This is a genomic window from Amycolatopsis sp. NPDC101161 (assembly GCF_044768185.1).
Classification (GTDB): domain Bacteria; phylum Actinomycetota; class Actinomycetes; order Mycobacteriales; family Pseudonocardiaceae; genus Amycolatopsis.
In genome coordinates this window covers 347829-362432 of sequence record NZ_JBIWPI010000008.1, presented here as the reverse complement: position 1 = coordinate 362432, position 14604 = coordinate 347829, and the positions used below count along the sequence as shown (strand labels likewise).

The 14604-nt window shown below is 73.3% G+C and carries 13 protein-coding genes; 5 read left to right on the top strand and 8 right to left on the bottom strand.

The window, feature by feature from the left end; genetic code table 11:
• Position 1: 1 nt before the first annotated feature.
• From ACIRSS_RS48270 to ACIRSS_RS48260, 3 genes are read left to right on the top strand one after another with little or no spacing between them, the layout of a single operon-like run.
• Positions 2 to 3028, top strand: a complete 3027-nt coding sequence (locus ACIRSS_RS48270) for a hypothetical protein (protein WP_400908671.1) — start codon at positions 2 to 4, stop codon at positions 3026 to 3028.
• A gap of 52 nt (positions 3029 to 3080) precedes the next feature.
• Positions 3081 to 3608: a DUF3592 domain-containing protein gene (locus ACIRSS_RS48265; protein ID WP_400908669.1), complete on the top strand. Its 528-nt coding sequence runs from the start codon at positions 3081 to 3083 to the stop codon at positions 3606 to 3608.
• Positions 3609 to 3618: 10 nt separating this feature from the next.
• A complete protein-coding gene (locus ACIRSS_RS48260; protein WP_400908666.1) occupies positions 3619 to 4428 on the top strand; it encodes a DUF3592 domain-containing protein in 810 nt (269 codons plus the stop codon).
• On the opposite strand, the gene ACIRSS_RS48255 is transcribed toward ACIRSS_RS48260, so the two are convergent.
• Positions 4425 to 4787: a hypothetical protein gene (locus ACIRSS_RS48255; RefSeq protein ID WP_400908664.1), complete on the bottom strand. Its 363-nt coding sequence runs from the start codon at positions 4785 to 4787 to the stop codon at positions 4425 to 4427. The two genes, ACIRSS_RS48260 and ACIRSS_RS48255, sit on opposite strands and share 4 nt — an antisense overlap.
• 161 nt (positions 4788 to 4948) lie before the next feature.
• Here ACIRSS_RS48255 and ACIRSS_RS48250 point away from each other — a divergent pair, with 161 nt between their 5' ends.
• Positions 4949 to 5353, top strand: a complete 405-nt coding sequence (locus tag ACIRSS_RS48250; protein WP_400908661.1) for a hypothetical protein — start codon at positions 4949 to 4951, stop codon at positions 5351 to 5353.
• Positions 5354 to 5362: 9 nt separating this feature from the next.
• On the opposite strand, the gene ACIRSS_RS48245 is transcribed toward ACIRSS_RS48250, so the two are convergent.
• The 5 genes from ACIRSS_RS48245 to ACIRSS_RS48225 all read right to left on the bottom strand — a co-directional run bounded on the left by ACIRSS_RS48245 (position 5363) and on the right by ACIRSS_RS48225 (position 11871).
• Complete coding sequence (locus tag ACIRSS_RS48245; RefSeq protein WP_400908659.1) at positions 5363 to 7240, bottom strand: glycoside hydrolase family 44 protein; 1878 nt, start codon at positions 7238 to 7240, stop codon at positions 5363 to 5365.
• 200 nt (positions 7241 to 7440) lie between these two features.
• On the bottom strand, positions 7441 to 8721 hold the full coding sequence (locus tag ACIRSS_RS48240; RefSeq protein ID WP_400908657.1) for an amidohydrolase family protein: 1281 nt from the start codon (positions 8719 to 8721) through the stop codon (positions 7441 to 7443).
• Positions 8718 to 10193, bottom strand: a complete 1476-nt coding sequence (locus ACIRSS_RS48235; protein WP_400908655.1) for an FAD-dependent oxidoreductase — start codon at positions 10191 to 10193, stop codon at positions 8718 to 8720. The genes ACIRSS_RS48240 and ACIRSS_RS48235 overlap by 4 nt, the downstream gene beginning before the upstream one ends.
• Positions 10190 to 11086 carry an alpha/beta fold hydrolase gene (locus tag ACIRSS_RS48230; RefSeq protein ID WP_400908652.1) on the bottom strand — a complete coding sequence of 299 codons (897 nt, stop codon included), beginning with the start codon at positions 11084 to 11086 and terminating at the stop codon, positions 10190 to 10192. The genes ACIRSS_RS48235 and ACIRSS_RS48230 overlap by 4 nt, the downstream gene beginning before the upstream one ends.
• Positions 11083 to 11871, bottom strand: a complete 789-nt coding sequence (locus tag ACIRSS_RS48225) for an alpha/beta fold hydrolase (protein WP_400908649.1) — start codon at positions 11869 to 11871, stop codon at positions 11083 to 11085. Before ACIRSS_RS48225 ends, ACIRSS_RS48230 begins: the two co-directional genes overlap by 4 nt.
• A 57-nt stretch (positions 11872 to 11928) precedes the next feature.
• Between ACIRSS_RS48225 and ACIRSS_RS48220 the strand changes: the two genes are divergently transcribed.
• Positions 11929 to 12603, top strand: coding sequence for a TetR/AcrR family transcriptional regulator (locus ACIRSS_RS48220; RefSeq protein ID WP_400908647.1), 675 nt, complete (start codon positions 11929 to 11931; stop codon positions 12601 to 12603).
• A 12-nt stretch (positions 12604 to 12615) separates the two neighbouring features.
• Here the strand turns inward: ACIRSS_RS48220 and ACIRSS_RS48215 are convergent, their stop codons facing one another.
• Positions 12616 to 13335: a TetR/AcrR family transcriptional regulator gene (locus ACIRSS_RS48215; protein ID WP_400908644.1), complete on the bottom strand. Its 720-nt coding sequence runs from the start codon at positions 13333 to 13335 to the stop codon at positions 12616 to 12618.
• Entirely contained in the window at positions 13319 to 14569 is a 1251-nt protein-coding gene (locus tag ACIRSS_RS48210; protein WP_400908641.1) for an FAD-dependent monooxygenase, read from the bottom strand. The genes ACIRSS_RS48215 and ACIRSS_RS48210 overlap by 17 nt, the downstream gene beginning before the upstream one ends.
• Between the last annotated feature and the right edge of the window lie 35 nt (positions 14570 to 14604).

The window sequence follows — 14604 nt, the reverse complement described above, 5'->3', positions numbered from 1 at the left end:
CGTGCTCGCCGGGATGCCGCCGCCGCTGAACCCACCGGACCGGGCCCTGCCGGACGAACTGGCCGGCGCGAGTTCGCACGGGTACAACTGCCGGTGCGTCGCTGCGCACTTCGGCCTGGACCCGGCACCTTACGGCGTCCTCCCCGCGTGCTCGCTCACCGAAACCGAGTACCAGGGATTGCTGGAAGAAGCCCTCGAGATCCAGCGAACGGCCAAACACCTGGCCGCCGCCCGGGACATCGCGGGCGCGCAGCGGGAGTACGGCCGGATGCGGCAGCTCGCGCACCGGCTCGACCGGACCGACCTCGAGCTCGCCGCCGTCAGCGACCTGGCCACCGTCTGCTACTCCGCGGGCGACCTGACCAAAGCCCGCGTGTGCGCCGAGGCCGTGCTGAACGCGTTCCGCGTCGGCGTGGCCGCTGTTGTCCACTTCGGACAGTACGCCGAGATCAGGATGATGGAAGGCTCCCGCGAAGTCGCCGAACGCGTCCTCGTCTCTCTGTCCACAGAGGAGGGTGACGTCGCGCGGGCCCGCGAGCTGATCGCCGGGCAGCGTCGCCGCGCGGCGCTGCGGAAGGCGGCCGAACCGGGGCAGTACCCGCGCGTGCTGCTCGACCCGCACGGCGCCGACGAGCTGACGCTGCGCATCCTGGAAGCGCGGGTGCGGGTGGTCGCCGGGGATCCGGCCGGCGCGCTGGCCGCGCTCGAGGACATCCTCACGGCGCTGGAGGCCATCGCCGATGTCGAGGAAGTCCGGGACCAAGTCGCTTCGCTGCAGGCGATGGCACGCGCCGAACGCGCGGGCCTCCGTCAGGCCGGTGGCCAGGACGCGGCAGCGCGGGCCGACCTGGTCCGGCTCGACGCGCAGCACGAAGGCCGGCCGGCGGCCGCGAAGTTCGCCGTCGACCTGGCGGCGGACCGGGCGCTGGGCGGTGACTTCCCGGGCGCGGTCGCCGCGATCGTCGCCGCCCGCGACGAGCTCGCGGCGACCGGCGCGACCGGCGACGTCGCGGAAGCGAGCCACGCGCTGGGCTCGCTGCTGCTGCTCGCCGGCGACGCGCGGCAGGCCCGCGCCCAGTTCGAGCACGCGGGTGCGCTCTGGACGGCCAACGGGGACACGCCGGGCCTGCGCAGGCTGGACGTCGCGCTCGCCCGCTGCGCTGCCGCGGAAGGCGACTGGGCGACGGCGGAGGAGCACGTGACCCGCGCGCGGGAATCGGCGCGGGCGTCCGGGATCCGGCTCCAGCGCCTGCACACGGACTTCGCGGCGGCCGAGATCGGTTTCGCCCGGGGCGAAGACCTGCCGGCGGTGCTGGACCTGCTGCTCCCGGTGGCGCTCGCGGCGGCGGACTACCGGTTCGAGTTCGCGTCGCCGCGGGCGCGCGCGGCGTGGGCCCGCGACGTCGCCGGCCCGGCGACCGGGCTGCTGATGGCGTTGCTGGGCCAGCTGAAAGAGCCGAGGCTGGCGGCGGAGCTGATCGAGCGCACCTGCGCGGTGGGGGCCTACACCGGGGCCGGCGAACCGGCGCTCGACCTGACCGGCACACCGCCCACTCCGGAGCCGGAGCCGGTCGCTGCCGGGCTGCCGTTGGCCGCGCTGGGTGCCGTCACGGCGTCGCTCCCGCTCCGCCTCGCCCCGCCGCCCGCCCTGCGGTGGTCTCCCGGCTCGCCGATGCGGCTCGACCGCTGGCTCCGGCTCGCCGCCGAGCGCTACGGCTTGCCCCGCCCGGAAACCGAAACCGTGGCGACCTGGCCCGCCGCCGAGGCCGGCCGCGAAACCTTCGTCCTGCGCTACGCCGACGCCGGGCACACCTACCTCAGCTGGCGGACCGCGGACGACCTCGACACCGTCCACACCCACCCGGTCGACGCCGCCCTGGTCGCGACGGCTCGCGAACGCTTGGCCGACGCCTCGCCGACACCGCGCGAAGGGGAAAGCGTCGCCGACGCCGTCCGGCGCGCCCTCGGCGACGACGCCTTCGGTGGCTTCGCCGGTGAACAGCGGCTGGCCCGGATCCTCGCGCTCAACCTCCTGCCCGCCGATCTCGTCGCGCGGCTGCGGGACGCCGCCGCGCGCGGACGGCGGCCGCTCCTGCGCGTGCAGCCGTCGCCGAGCCTCGCCGCGGTGCCGTGGGGGCTGCTCGCCCTCCCCGACCGGCGGCCGGACCACGTGCTGGAACCCGGCGAGGAGGGCACCTGCTTCGACGGCGACGACCGCGTCCTCGACGTCGCCGATGTCTCCCTGCTCGCGCCTGCCGGGATCCCGCGCCGCCAGCCGTCCGCTGCGGGACCGCCGGTGTACCTGCTCGACCCGCGGATCCCCGGCCAGAGCGCCTTCGGCGACCTGGGTTCCGTGCTCGGCAAGCAGAACGCGGCGTCGCCGCTGATCCGCCACCTCGACGCGCGGCTCGCCGCCGGGCCGGTCCGGCCGTCCGCCGCACGGGGGCTCGACCTGGTCCGCCGCACCGACACCGACCGGCGGCTGCTCGCCCGGCTGCTGGCCGAGCCGTGTTCCCGGCTGGTCTTCGCCGGGCACGTCAGCCGCGTCCGCGACGAACACGGCGCGCAGACCGCGCTGCACCTGTCGTGCCCGGCGGAGCTGCCGGGGACGGCCGAGCCGATCGGGGCGCACCGGCCGTTCACCGCCGCTGACCTCGCCTTGTCCGATGTGGCCGCGATGCCGGCGCGCGTGGCGCTGATCGGCTGCGCCAGCGCGGGCGACTTCGGCCTGGCCGAGCCGTTCGGCGTGCTGCTCGCGGCCGTCGCGGCGGGGGCGCGGCTGGTGGCCGCGACGGTGTGGGCACTGCCGACGTCGGCGGCGGTGCCCGGCGCGGATCCGATGGCCGAGCTGGTGATCGCCGTCGACACCGCGCTCGCCGGCGACGACCCGGTCACCGAGCTGTGCGCGTGGCAGCGCGAGCGGCTCGCCCGGTGGCGCGAGCGGCCCGAACCCGCCCGCTCGCCGGTGTTCTGGGCGGCCCTGACCTGCCTCGACGCCTCCGACGACGGGCAAACCCGGGTTCGGTAGCGGCGCGTCCCGCCGAAGCTGTGTGCGTACCGCACAGCGAAAGGCAGGACCGATGTTCAAGAAGATCCGCGACAAGGTCAACGAGGCGACGCAGCAGGGCGCGGCCCGGGGCGCGCAGCAGTTCCAGCAGCACGCGGAGCAGTTCCGGCGGGCGGCCGCGGCCGAGGGGTACGACATCACCCCGCAGCTGCCGACGCCGCAGCTGGCCGCGCAGGCGTTCCGCAGCATGCACGCCGACCCCGCCATGGCGGAGTTCCTGGCGCTGCCGCCGGAGGAGCAGCTGCGCCAGCAGCAGGAACTGCAGGCCTACGGCACGCGGCTGCGGCGGCTGTACGACACCGGCGAGCCGGCCACGCTGGTGGTCCGGGCCCTCGAGCCGACCGACCGGACCGTCGCCGGGCAGGCGCGGTACACGGCGACGCTGGAGGTCACCCGCACCGACGGGACCACCTACCGGACCGTCACCCCGCTGATCACCCCGCTCGCGACGATCCAGCAGTACGCGCCGGGCACCCGGCACGAGGCCCGCGTCGACCCGGCCGACCCGGCGCAGGTCGCCGTGTTCGGCCCGATCGACTAGGGGGCCCGCCGTGTTCGGATTCGCCGGGTTCGGCCGGCCGGAGAGGCGAGCCGGGTGGCGGCTGTGGCTGCTCGGCGTCCCGACGACGCTCGCCTGGGCCGCCGCGGGCTGGTCCGGGTCGCTCGGGCTGCTGGACGGCTTCCGGCTGATGTCGCTGAACCGCGTCGACGCGTGGGGGGCCGACGCGGGCCCGGCGGTTTCGCTCGTGCTGTTCTTCGCCGCCGCGATCACGGTCGCGTCGTCGCTCGGCTTCGCGATGCTGTGGGCCGCCGTCCCGTCGGTGGACCGGATGGGCACCGGCTTCCGGGTGAGCTCGCTGACGACGGCCCTGGGCGTGGCGCTGGGCAGTGGCGTGGCGATCCCCTCGTGGACGCCGCCGGAGTCGGTGGGGCAGCGGTTGCCGTTCCTCGACGGGAAAGCCGAGCCGTGGTCCGATGTGGACTGGGTCGTCTACTACGAGCCTTACCTCGTGCCGGCGGTGTCCGGGCTCGTGGCGCTGGTCCTGATCGTGGTGCTGCTGCAGGCTTTCCTCAGCGAGGCCGAGGCGGACGACCGCGAGCAGGCACTGCGTCACCGCGGCCGGGAGGTGACCGGCTTCGTGACGCACGTCGAGTTCACCGACGTGTGGGTCATGGGGCACCCGAAGTTCGTCGTCCACGTGCGGTTCACGGCGGAGACCGGGGAACGCACGGTCGTGACGACGATGGTCACCCCGTTGTTCCAAGCTCCGTGCCGCGGTTCGGCGGTGCGGGTCCGCTACGACCCCCGAGACCCGGAAGCCGTGCTGGTCGAACCGGATCCGGCGGGGTCCCTCTTCTAGCGCCGGGAGTGCTGCCCATGTCCACCGCACCCGATCCCGTCCGTCCGCTCGCCCTCGTGCGCGGGTTGCTCGGCGGCGGTGTCACCGGGGTGACGCTGAGCGCGTTCGTCACCGGGATCGTGCTCGAGAAGGTCCCGCTGATCCTCTTCGGCCTGGGACTGCCCGTCGGCTACGGCGTCCTGCTCTTCGTCGCGGGCATGCCGCGGCGGGCCCGCGAGGCGATCGTCGTGCCGCGCGTGGCGCTGGCCAGAATCGAAAGCCTGCGCGCCGGCGGCACCGAGACGGGCGACGTCCCGGTCGACCTGGTCCTCACGATCGCCCCCGGCGACGTGCCGTCGTTCCGCGCCGGGATCACCCACCACGTCAACCTGGTCGACCTCCCGCGCTACCGCCCGGGGGACGTCCTCGTGGTCGAGTACCGCCGGACCGGCCGTGGCGGGGCAAGGTCGTCCCGTCGCCGCCGGCGGAGTGGGAGCGTCGCGCGGCCGAGGCGGTCGTCCGGTCCGCGCCGGAGTCCACTTTGGTCCAGGAGCCCCCGGAGGGGTGGGGGTTCGCGCTCGCCGCCTTCGCCGGGCTGCTGCTCGGCGCGGCCGTCGTGCTCGGCCTGTTCCGCGTCGAGCTGTTCACCCCGGAGCCGGTCGAGCCGCCGCCGTCGTCCTCGAGCTCCAGCACGGTCACCGTCGGCCCGCGGGAGTCCCCTCCGGACGCGGAGGAGCTGCGCGCGATCATCGAGTCCCTGGCCGGCCGCGCGGAAATCCCGGCCGACCGCGTTCCCGACCTCGTCCGGCAGGCCACGAGCACGCTCGACGTCGGGTGGCCGCGGAGCTGGCGGATCACCGTCGTCCGGGGACCGGACGCGGTGACCGTCCGGATCACCGCGACCGGGCCCGGCGGCAGTGCCTCCCTGGTCGTGCCGCCGCGCTGACCGGCCTGCTCAGGCAGGCGCGCACGTCAGCGTCGGTGGTGGTGCCGCCCCGGTCGCCTGGAACCCGAAGGTGGTGCTGCCGCCTGCGCCGATCCGGCCGTTCCACCCGGCGTCGGTGGCGACCACGCTCGCGCCGTTCTGCTTCAGGGTGGTGTTCCACGAGTTGGTGACCCGCTGGTCGCCGGGCCACGTCCAGCCGACCCGCCACCCGGTGATCGGCGTGCGGCGGTCGTTGGTGACGGTCACCGTCGCGACGTGCCCGGTGTCCCACCCGCCGTTGACGTGCAGGCTCGCCGAGCACCCGGCCGCCGGCAGGACCAGCAGCGTGATGGAGTTCGCCGGGCAGGTCGCGTCGATCCGGCCGTCGTCCGCCGGGAGATCGTCGCCGCGCACGATGGCGCCCAGGTCGGCCGGACCGTAGGTGAACCGCTGCGCCGCACCGGCGTTGTCGAACCCGGCCACCGACAGGGGTGAGGTGAGGTCGCCGCCGGTCTTGTTGACGACCATGACGGTCAGCGCCTGGTCGGCGGACCGCTGCGCCGCGTACACGGCCAGCTGACCCTGGTCGGCGGCGGTCGCCGACACGCTGACGTCGCCGAACCGGCTGCCGGCGCCGTCGTAGTTCCGGTACATGCGGAACGCGTACGCGCCCGGGTCGGTCGGCTTCGGTTCGCCCCACATCGTGGCGAGGTCGAGGCCCTCGCGGCCGAAGACGCCGAGGATGTCGGCCTCGGCCAGCGCGCCGTTGATGTCGTCCAGCGCGCCCCAGTTGTACTCGGTGATGGCCGTCTTGGTCCCGGGGTTGTACCGGTCGACCCACGACTTCATCGTGCGGATGAACTGCAGCGGCGGTGCGTTGACCCCGCTGGGGCCGATCCAGGACTCCTCGACGTAGGTGGGGTCCCACAGCGACCGGATGGACCGCAGCCGCAGCGCGTTGGCCTCGGGGGTCTTGTCGCCGCTGATCTGCGGGTAGAAGTGCTGGTCGAAGTAGTCGAGGAAGCGCTTGCCGCCGTGGGCGTCGCTGTAGTCCTTCATGTTCTTCAGGTACCACTGGGAGAGGTTGAGCCCGCCGTGCGCGGCGGAGTCGGTGCCCGGTCCGCAACCGTCCACTCCGGACGCGACCCATTCGCAGTACCCCCAGCCGGACGGGCCGAGTACGGCCGCGCTGGGGTCGGCGGCCTTGATCGCGGCGGCGGCCGCGGTGCCCTTGCCGCCCAGTTCGTCGTCCGAGACCGGCTCGGGGTGGACGTCCCGGTGCGTACTGGACCAGAGCACCGGCTCGTTGTCGAGTTCGTAGATCGGCACGCCACCTTGCGCCGCGGTGCCGAACCGGTCCACCAGGTGCGACACCATTTCGCCGTCGAAGGTCGCGTCCGTCCGGATGGAGGTGTCGGTGGGGTCGCCGCTGAGGTTCTGCTGGTCGAGCTTTCCGTTGCCGCAGTTGGGGTCCCACTGGTCGAAGCTGTCCTGCCGCGGATACCGCGTCGCGGGGAACCCGCAGGCGAACGGGTGGGATGACGGCGAATCCTTGGCCACCCACCCGCTCAGGGGCACGGTGACGACCGGCTTGATGCCGCGGCCGAGGGTGGACCCGACCATCCCTTCCACGGAGTGCTCCTGGTCGGCGACGATGTTCTCGAAGTACCAGTCGCTGCCGGTGTTGTAGGTGTGGTTCTTGAAGTTGTACCGGCTGGTGGCGTTCCCGCCCCAGCGCGCGACCGTCTGGCCGATTTCGGCGTTGAACGCCGGATCGCCGCCGTTGAGGCCGTAGATGTCCGGGCTGATCGGGTGCCGGGCGGCGGAGACGTCGATCGCCAGCGCGGGCCCGGTCGCGGCCGAGACCGGCGGGGCCGTGAGCGTCGCCGCCACGAGAGATGCGGCCACGCCGGTCACCATGACCGCTCGTCGCTTCCGCCATCGCCGAGCAGTCGTCACGAAAGCCTCCCACGCCGGGGTTTTCCTTGCCGACAGCATGGTGGAGTCGCGTGGAACGAACGTCCAGGCACCGCGCCCGGGCAAACGTTTGCCGTTGGGCCGGAAGGCGGATACGTCGACGATTTCGCTTGCGGTTCCGCAGGTAAGTTTCACCGGGACCGGGCGTAGGGGAGGAGGTGGGCTGCGGATTCCCGCAGTCGGTCCCGGACGGCGTCGAGGTCTACGTCGAGCAGGGTGTGGTCGCGTTTGCGCCAGCGCCCGGCGACCATGACGGCTTCGATGTCGCCCGTACCCGCGTACAGCGCGGCCGCGACCGGATCCGGTCCGAAGCTGTCGATGACGACGAGATCGGCCTGCATACCCGCCTCGAGCCGGCCGACGCGGTCGGCGAGGCCGAGTGCTCGCGCGCCTTCGACCGTCGCCCAGGCCAGCGCCTGCCTGGCGGTGATCGTCGCGGTGAGGGAGGGCGAGCCGGTGTCCTGCCGGTGACGCTCGTGGTCGTGACCGCGCTGGGCGGCCAGCGCGATCCGGGCGGCGGAGAGCACGTCGGCGGGGGTGACGGCGTCGGTGTCGGTACCCAGCGACGGTGCGGCGCCCAGCCGGAGCAGCCGGCCGGTTACGGGGAAGCCGTGGCCTTGGCCGAGTTCGTTTTCGGGCGTGCTGGTGAGGGTGGCGCCCGCGTCGACCAGGATCTTGATCCACTCTTCGGTGAGCCCGGCGCCGTGCACGACGTTGGTGGCGGGGCTCAGCAGCCCGGCGTCGCGCACCGCCGTCCACCCAGGTCCGGGTTCGCCGCCGCTCTGGTGCATCGACACGACGAGGCCGCGCTCGGCGGCGGCGCGGAAGTCGGCGACCGCGGTGTCCGGAGTGGACAGTTGGGGGCCGCGGACGGCCATGCCGAGGCTGAGCAGCGGGCCGGTGGACAGCCGGTCGACCTCGCCGACGGGGTGGGTCGCGTCGGGCGCGGAGTACGGGGTGCCGTGCAGGAACACCCCGCGGACGCCGGAGGCCGCGAGGCCGTCGAGCGCGGCGTCGGTGTGGTCCGGGGTGGGTGTGTTGTGGCACCAGTCGCCCAGGGTGGTGGTGCCGCGGTCGAGCTGGCTCAGCGCGCCGGCGAGGGTGCCGATGCGCATGTCCTCGGGGCGGTAGTGCCGGGCGACGGCGCCGTGCACGCGGCCGAGGTAGTCCGCCAGCGTCCAGTCGGCGCCCGCGCCGCGCAACGCGGTTTGCCACGTGTGCAGGTGGGCGTTGACCAGTCCGGGCACCACGATCCGGTCCGTCACGTCGACGATCTCGGCGCCGGTCGTGTCGAGTCCGTCGCCGACGGCGGCGATGGTGTCACCTTCGATCAGGACGTCGGCGCGTTCGGCGTCCGGCCGGTTCGGTGCCATGGTGATGACTCGCGCGCCGCGCAGCAGGACGCGGTTCATCCGGCCACCTCGGGAGTCATGGTGCGCACGGCGGCGCTGGTCGACTCGAGGAAGTCGCGGGTCGCGATGTGCCCGAGGTAGCCGTCGGGCCGGACGAGCAGCAGCGTGTCGCCCTCGAATCCGTAGCTGTCGCAGGCCTGGATGGTGATCCGTCGCAGCGGCGCTCCCACGGCCGGCCAGTCGAGTTCGCCGCTCGCCGCGGTGGCCTTCGGGCCGTACGCGACCACGGTGAAGTGCGGTCCCCGGTAGGTGTCGAACAGCCGCGAGCCGGGCAGGGCGGCGTCCGGCGCCCGGTCGCCGACTCGCAACGTCTTGGTGCGGTCGCGGCCGGCCGGGGCGAGGGGGCCGCCGTGGTAGGTCAGCGACAGCTGCTGTTCGTCCTTGCCGCGGCGCAGGCTCGACGGGTCGAGCTTGGCGAAGCCCTCGTACTTCTCGGTGGACAGGCCCAGCACACCGGCCGCGATCGGGAGGCGTTCGGCTTCGTAGCTGTCGAGCAGCCGCACGTCGGCTCCGGCGAGGACCTGGCCGAGCTTCCAGCCGAGGTTGTAGGCGTCCTGGATGCCGGTGTTGAGGCCCTGCGCGCCGGCCGGGGTGTGCACGTGCGCGGCGTCGCCGGCCAGGAAGACCCGTCCGCGGCGGTAGGCCTCGGTGAGGCGGATGTTGGGCCGGAACACCGACCGCCAGCGGATGTCGCGCACGGCGAGGTGCCGGTCGCGGGTGTGAGCCTGGATTCGCCGGGTGACGGCTTCCTCGCCGTCGGGTGGTTCTTCGTCCGGGGCCAGGCGGATCATCCACTGGAACAGGTCGGTGTGCGGCAGCGGGCACGCGCCGGCGAACCGGCCTTTCGCGCCCGGCCAGACGTGCCAGCGGTCGCGGGACAAGCCGGTGGTGACGGCGTCGACGATGAGCATCCGGTCCTGGTCGTCGGTCTCGCCGACGAACCCCACGCCGAGGTGCTTTCGGACGGCGCTGGACCCGCCGTCGGCGCCCACGAGGTAGCGGGCGGTGATCCGTTCGGGGCCGCCGGCCCCGGTCACGGTGGCGGTGACCGTCGTGTCGTCCTGGTCGAACCCGGCGAGCTCGCGGCCGTATTCGACCCGGCCGCCGAGCTTCCCGAGCCGGTCGTGCAGCACGGAGTCGGTGCGGTACTGGGGCATCAGCCGGGTGTTCGGGTGGGGCACGCCGGCGCTGGGTTCGCGGTTGCGGAACATCCGCCACGGGACGGTGACCGGGCCCAGGTGGATGCCGAGGCGGGGGTAGTCGCTGCTGCCGGCGAGAACGGCGTCGAGCACGCCGAGGTCGTCGAACACCTCGAGGGTCCGCGGCTGGATGCCCTTGGCGCGGGAGCCCGCGAAGGGGTGCGGGGCCTTGTCGACGATCCGGACGGCCAGGCCGCGGCGGAGGAGGTCGATCGCCAGCGTGGTGCCGGTCGGGCCGGCGCCGGCGATCAGGACGTCGAGGGGTTCGTTCACGGTTCGAGCCGATCGGGGTGGGGAACGGCGAACGACGCGACCAGGTCGCCGACGTCGTGGGGCCGCTCGAAGGGGGCCATGTGGCCGCATTCGGTGATGACGTGCGTCTGCCGCGGGCGCAGCAGCCCGACGACGGTGTCGAGGTGCGTGACCGGGGTGACCCGGTCGTCGTCGCCCCACACCAGCAGGACCGGCAGACCCAGCTCTGCCGTGCGGCGGAAGAGGTCCTGCCGCTCGTACAGCGGAAAGTCCTGCAAGGTCTGGAAAAACGCGTACAGGGAGCCTTCGTACCGGTAGGCGTCCCGGACCATGGCGACCAGCCGGGCGGAGAGCCCGGGGTCGCGGACGTTGTGCCCGAGGTGGTCTTCCAGCAACCGGCGGCCGAAGCGCCGGGCGACGAACCCGGCCACGACGTCGTTGCGCAGCAACCGTTGTGGCCGCGGACGTTCGCCCAAGCCGGCCGGTCCGACGACGGTGAGCGTGGCGACCGCTTCCGGGTACCGGTTCGCGTAGGCCATCGCGACGAGGGCGCCCATCGACGTGCCGACGAGGTGCCGCGGCGTCGTGAGGTCCAGTGCCGAGGTCAGCTCGGCCAGCTGCCGGACGAACAACGCCTCGTCGTAGCGGCCCCGGACGCGGTCGGAGTAGCCGCGGCCGTAGGCGCTGCAGGTCAGGGTGCGCAGGCCGCGGGCGTGCAGCCGGGCGGCGAGTCCGTCCCAATAGGACAGTGGGATCGTGATGCCGCCGACGAGCACGGCGAGTTCGCCGTCCTCGGGACCGGCGAGCTCGTAGTGCGTCACCCCGTCGGACAGGGAGGCGAAGCTGCCGCGCAGGGTTCGCCGGGTGGCCGCGTCGAGCCGGCGGTCCTCATCGGACGCGACGAAGTACTTCATCGCAGGAACTCCGCGATCGCCGTCGCCACCCAGTCGGGGTCTTCTTCCGGCAGCAGGTGCCCGCCGTCGGCGTGGACGCGCTCCTGGGCGCCGGGGATGTCGCGGGCGAAGTGCTGCCCGTCGACCTCGGCGCTGCGCAGGACCAGTGTCGGGACGGCGATCTTGGGGATCTCGGCGCTGCGGTCCGGCTGGTCGGTGTTGGCGAAGTCGACGAACGCCGACCGGTTCCCCGGCCGGCTCGTCAGCGCGTGCACCCGGTCGACCATGGCGTCGTCGACGATGGCCGAGTTCGCGCCGACGGCTTCCCGCAGCCCGCGTTCGGTCGCGCTTCGCGGCAGCCAGTGCCGAAGCAGTGGGCGGAGCAAGGGATTCCGGGCGAGGCGCAACCCGGCGGGCAGGGTCTTCCCGGGGTAGCCGGTCGCGTTGACCAGGACCAGCGCGTCCACCCGCTCGGGGGCGTCCAGGGCCAGGTTCCACGCGATGTTGCCGCCGAGGGAGTTCCCGGCCACCGCGAAACGCGGCAGGTCCAGCGCGGTCGTGAAGCGGGCGATCGTGCGCGCGGAGGTCCGGACGCGGTAGTCGCGGTCGGGCCGCGGTCCCGTCCGCCCGAAGCCGGGCAGGTCCGGGCGGATGACGTCGTGGGAAGCCGACAACAGTTCCGCCACCCGCCCGAAGCCCTCGAGCGAGGACCCGCTGCCGTGCAGCAGGACCACCGCGGGTCCCTGACCTGCGCGGACGTAGTGGATGTGCTGGCCGTCGACCGCCAGCGAATGGGTGCGCTCCATAATGGCAACAGTGTTGCCGTTATTCATCGGCGTGTCAACGCCGGTCATACTCACGGGGTGACAAGCTCGTCCTCGCCGGCCACGGCCGCCCGCCGATCGCGCGGCCGCCCCGCCGTCCCCCTCGACCGCATCCTCGCGACAGCGCTGCGGCTCGTCGACGAGGAAGGCGCCGAGGCGCTGTCCATGCGGACCCTCGCCCAGCGGCTCGAATCCGGCACGGCCACGCTCTACCGCCACTTCGGCAACCGGGCGGCGTTGATCACCCAGGTGATCGACCGGGTCTTCGGCGAGATCGACCTCGACCCCCGGTCATTGGCCGGGCTGGGCTGGGACGAGGCCTGCCAGGCCGTCGCCCGGGCGATGTTCGACGCGCTGGGCCGGCACCCGAAGATCGCGCCACTGCTGATCGAGCAGACCCCGACCGGACCGAACGCCATGGTGCTGCGAGAACGCTGCCTCGCCGTCCTGCTCGACGGCGGGCTCCCGCCGCACCTCGCCGCGCGCGCCTACGCCACCCTCGCGCGGTATGTCCTCGGCTTCGCCATCCAGCTCACCGGATCCGGGAGCGACGTCGAGCGAGAACGCTTGTCGACGCATTTCCACGACCTGCCGCCGGCCGAGTTCCCGGCCACCCACGCGGTCGCGGACTCGCTGCCGGTGCCGCTGGCGGACGAGTTCACCTTCGGCTTGGAACTGATCGTCGACGGCCTGCGCCGGTTGCGCGACCGCTGACCGGCGCGGATCTCAGTTCGCGGGGGCCGGGGCAGCCGGTACGGCGATGAGCTCGAGCGCTGTCACGCGAGCGTCGGCGAGGGCTTGGAGGCCTTCGGCGGCCGTCGCGCGGACCTGCGCCGGAGTCGCCTGCTCCGGACCCAGCAACGCGGTCACCGCCTTGGCGAGGACCTCCTCCGGAACCACCGGCCCCGGCCGGAACCGGCTCGGTGCGGGGGCTTTCAGGAAGCCGGTGAGCAGGGCGTGGAGGGCCAGCGCCTGTTCGGCGAGCGGCCAGTCGGTCCGGGCGAGGGCGTGCCGGCGCCAGATCGGGAGCACGCCGTACATCATCGCGTCCGGGCTCAGCGTCTCCAGCAGCTTCGCCGAGCGCGGATCGTCGGTGAGCGCGCCGAGGAGGCCGTCGTCGCCGCGGCGCAGGGCGTCGACGAACGGGTGCCGGGCCGCGGTGGCCAGCATGTCGGGCAGGAGCCGGGACGGCCGGGCGAGGTCGGGGTCGGCGGTGACCGCTTCGGTGACGTCGTCGGCCAGCCCGATGAAGTCCCGGCTGACCAGGCCGAGCAGGAGGTCTTCCTTCGTCTTCCAGTACAGGTAGACGGTGCCCTTGCCGATGTGGGCCCGGGTGGCGACGTCGGCGATGGTGACGCCTTTGCTGCCGCGCGCGAGCAGCAGCTCACCCGCGGCGGCGAGGATGCGCGCCGCCTTGGGCGAGCTGTGTTCAGGCAGGTCCGGCAACGCTGGTCCTTCCGGGGTCGAGTACGCGTCCGACGATATCGGCGTTCTTGAACTTCTCGATGTCGTCCACGCGCATCACGCGTTCGAGCAGGCGGCCGCCGAGCCGGGTCTTGGCCAGTTTCGGGAGCGTGCGGCGGAAGACGATCTCCGGGTGGCTGTCGGCCATGAAGATCTTGCGGTCGCCGGCCGCGCCGTCCTGGTAGTGGTCGATGTAGGGGCGCAGGGCGCGTTCCCACTCGGTCAACGCGGTTCCGACGTCGTCGTGGCGTTCGAGCATCGTGCCGAGCAGGTCGGCGCCGGTCAGCCCGGACGAGACCCCCATGCCGGCGTAGAGCGTGACGCACCAGGCGGAGTCGCCGACCAGGACGACGCGCCCGCGGTGCCACTGCGGCATCCGCACCTGCTCCACGGAGTCGAAGAGGGCGTTGTCGGCCGACTCCAGGTGGTCGACGACGTCGCCGAGCGTGCCGCGCAGTGGTCGCGGCCCGAAGGCGGCGCGGACGCGCTGCGCGGGCGTGGCGGTGAATTCGGCGCCGACGTCGTCGGTGCGGTAGGTCAGCATGATCGTGGGGTTGTGGTCGGCGAAGGCGAAGACCCACATCGACCGGCCCGGTTCGAGCAGCGTCGCGCCTTGGCCGGGGTCGAGGCCGGCCGGGGTCCCGGCGTACTCGAAGGCCACGACCATGTAGCCGAGGCGGCGCAGGTGGTCTTCGTGCGGGCCGAACACCAGCGACCGCACGGTCGAGCGCAGCCCGTCGGCGCCGACGACGAGGTCGAACCGCTCGGTGACCTCGACGCCGCTCTCGGTGTTCCGAAGGGTGACGTCGACCCCGCCGGCGTCCTGCTCGATCGCGGTGGGCACGGTGGAGTAGCGGATTTCGACGTCGTCGGGCAGGACCTCGAAGGCGGCTTGTTCGGCGTCGCCGCGCAACATCAGCCACGGCTTGCCGGGCAGGTCGCGGAACCCCGCGCCCGGCCGGCGGCGCCCGTTCCGGTCGAGGTTCACCGGCGGCCGCGGGCTGCCGCGGTCGTGCAGGTGGGCCCCGAGGCCCAGCCGCGTGGCCGCCGCCTTGCCCGCCCCGAACAGGGCGACGAAGTAGCCACCGGACCGCCGCCCCGGCGCGCGTTCGATCAGCACGGGCGTCCAGCCCGCGGCCCGCAACCGCGCCGCGGTGGCGATCCCGCTGACGCCCATTCCTACGACCAGTACCCGGCGTGTGGTGGTGTCGTTCATGACTTCGACCATACTGACCAGATTAGTCAGTTGGT

Excerpts from the sequence above, each read along its gene's own strand:
- ACIRSS_RS48240 (WP_400908657.1), bottom strand. The coding sequence starts at position 8,721 with ATGAACCGCGTCCTGCTGCGCGGCGCGCGAGTCATCACCATGGCACCG.
- ACIRSS_RS48230 (WP_400908652.1), bottom strand. The coding sequence starts at position 11,086 with ATGAAGTACTTCGTCGCGTCCGATGAGGACCGCCGGCTCGACGCGGCC.
- ACIRSS_RS48210 (WP_400908641.1), bottom strand. The coding sequence starts at position 14,569 with ATGAACGACACCACCACACGCCGGGTACTGGTCGTAGGAATGGGCGTC.
- ACIRSS_RS48225 (WP_400908649.1), bottom strand. The coding sequence starts at position 11,871 with ATGGAGCGCACCCATTCGCTGGCGGTCGACGGCCAGCACATCCACTAC.
- ACIRSS_RS48265 (WP_400908669.1), top strand. The coding sequence starts at position 3,081 with ATGTTCAAGAAGATCCGCGACAAGGTCAACGAGGCGACGCAGCAGGGC.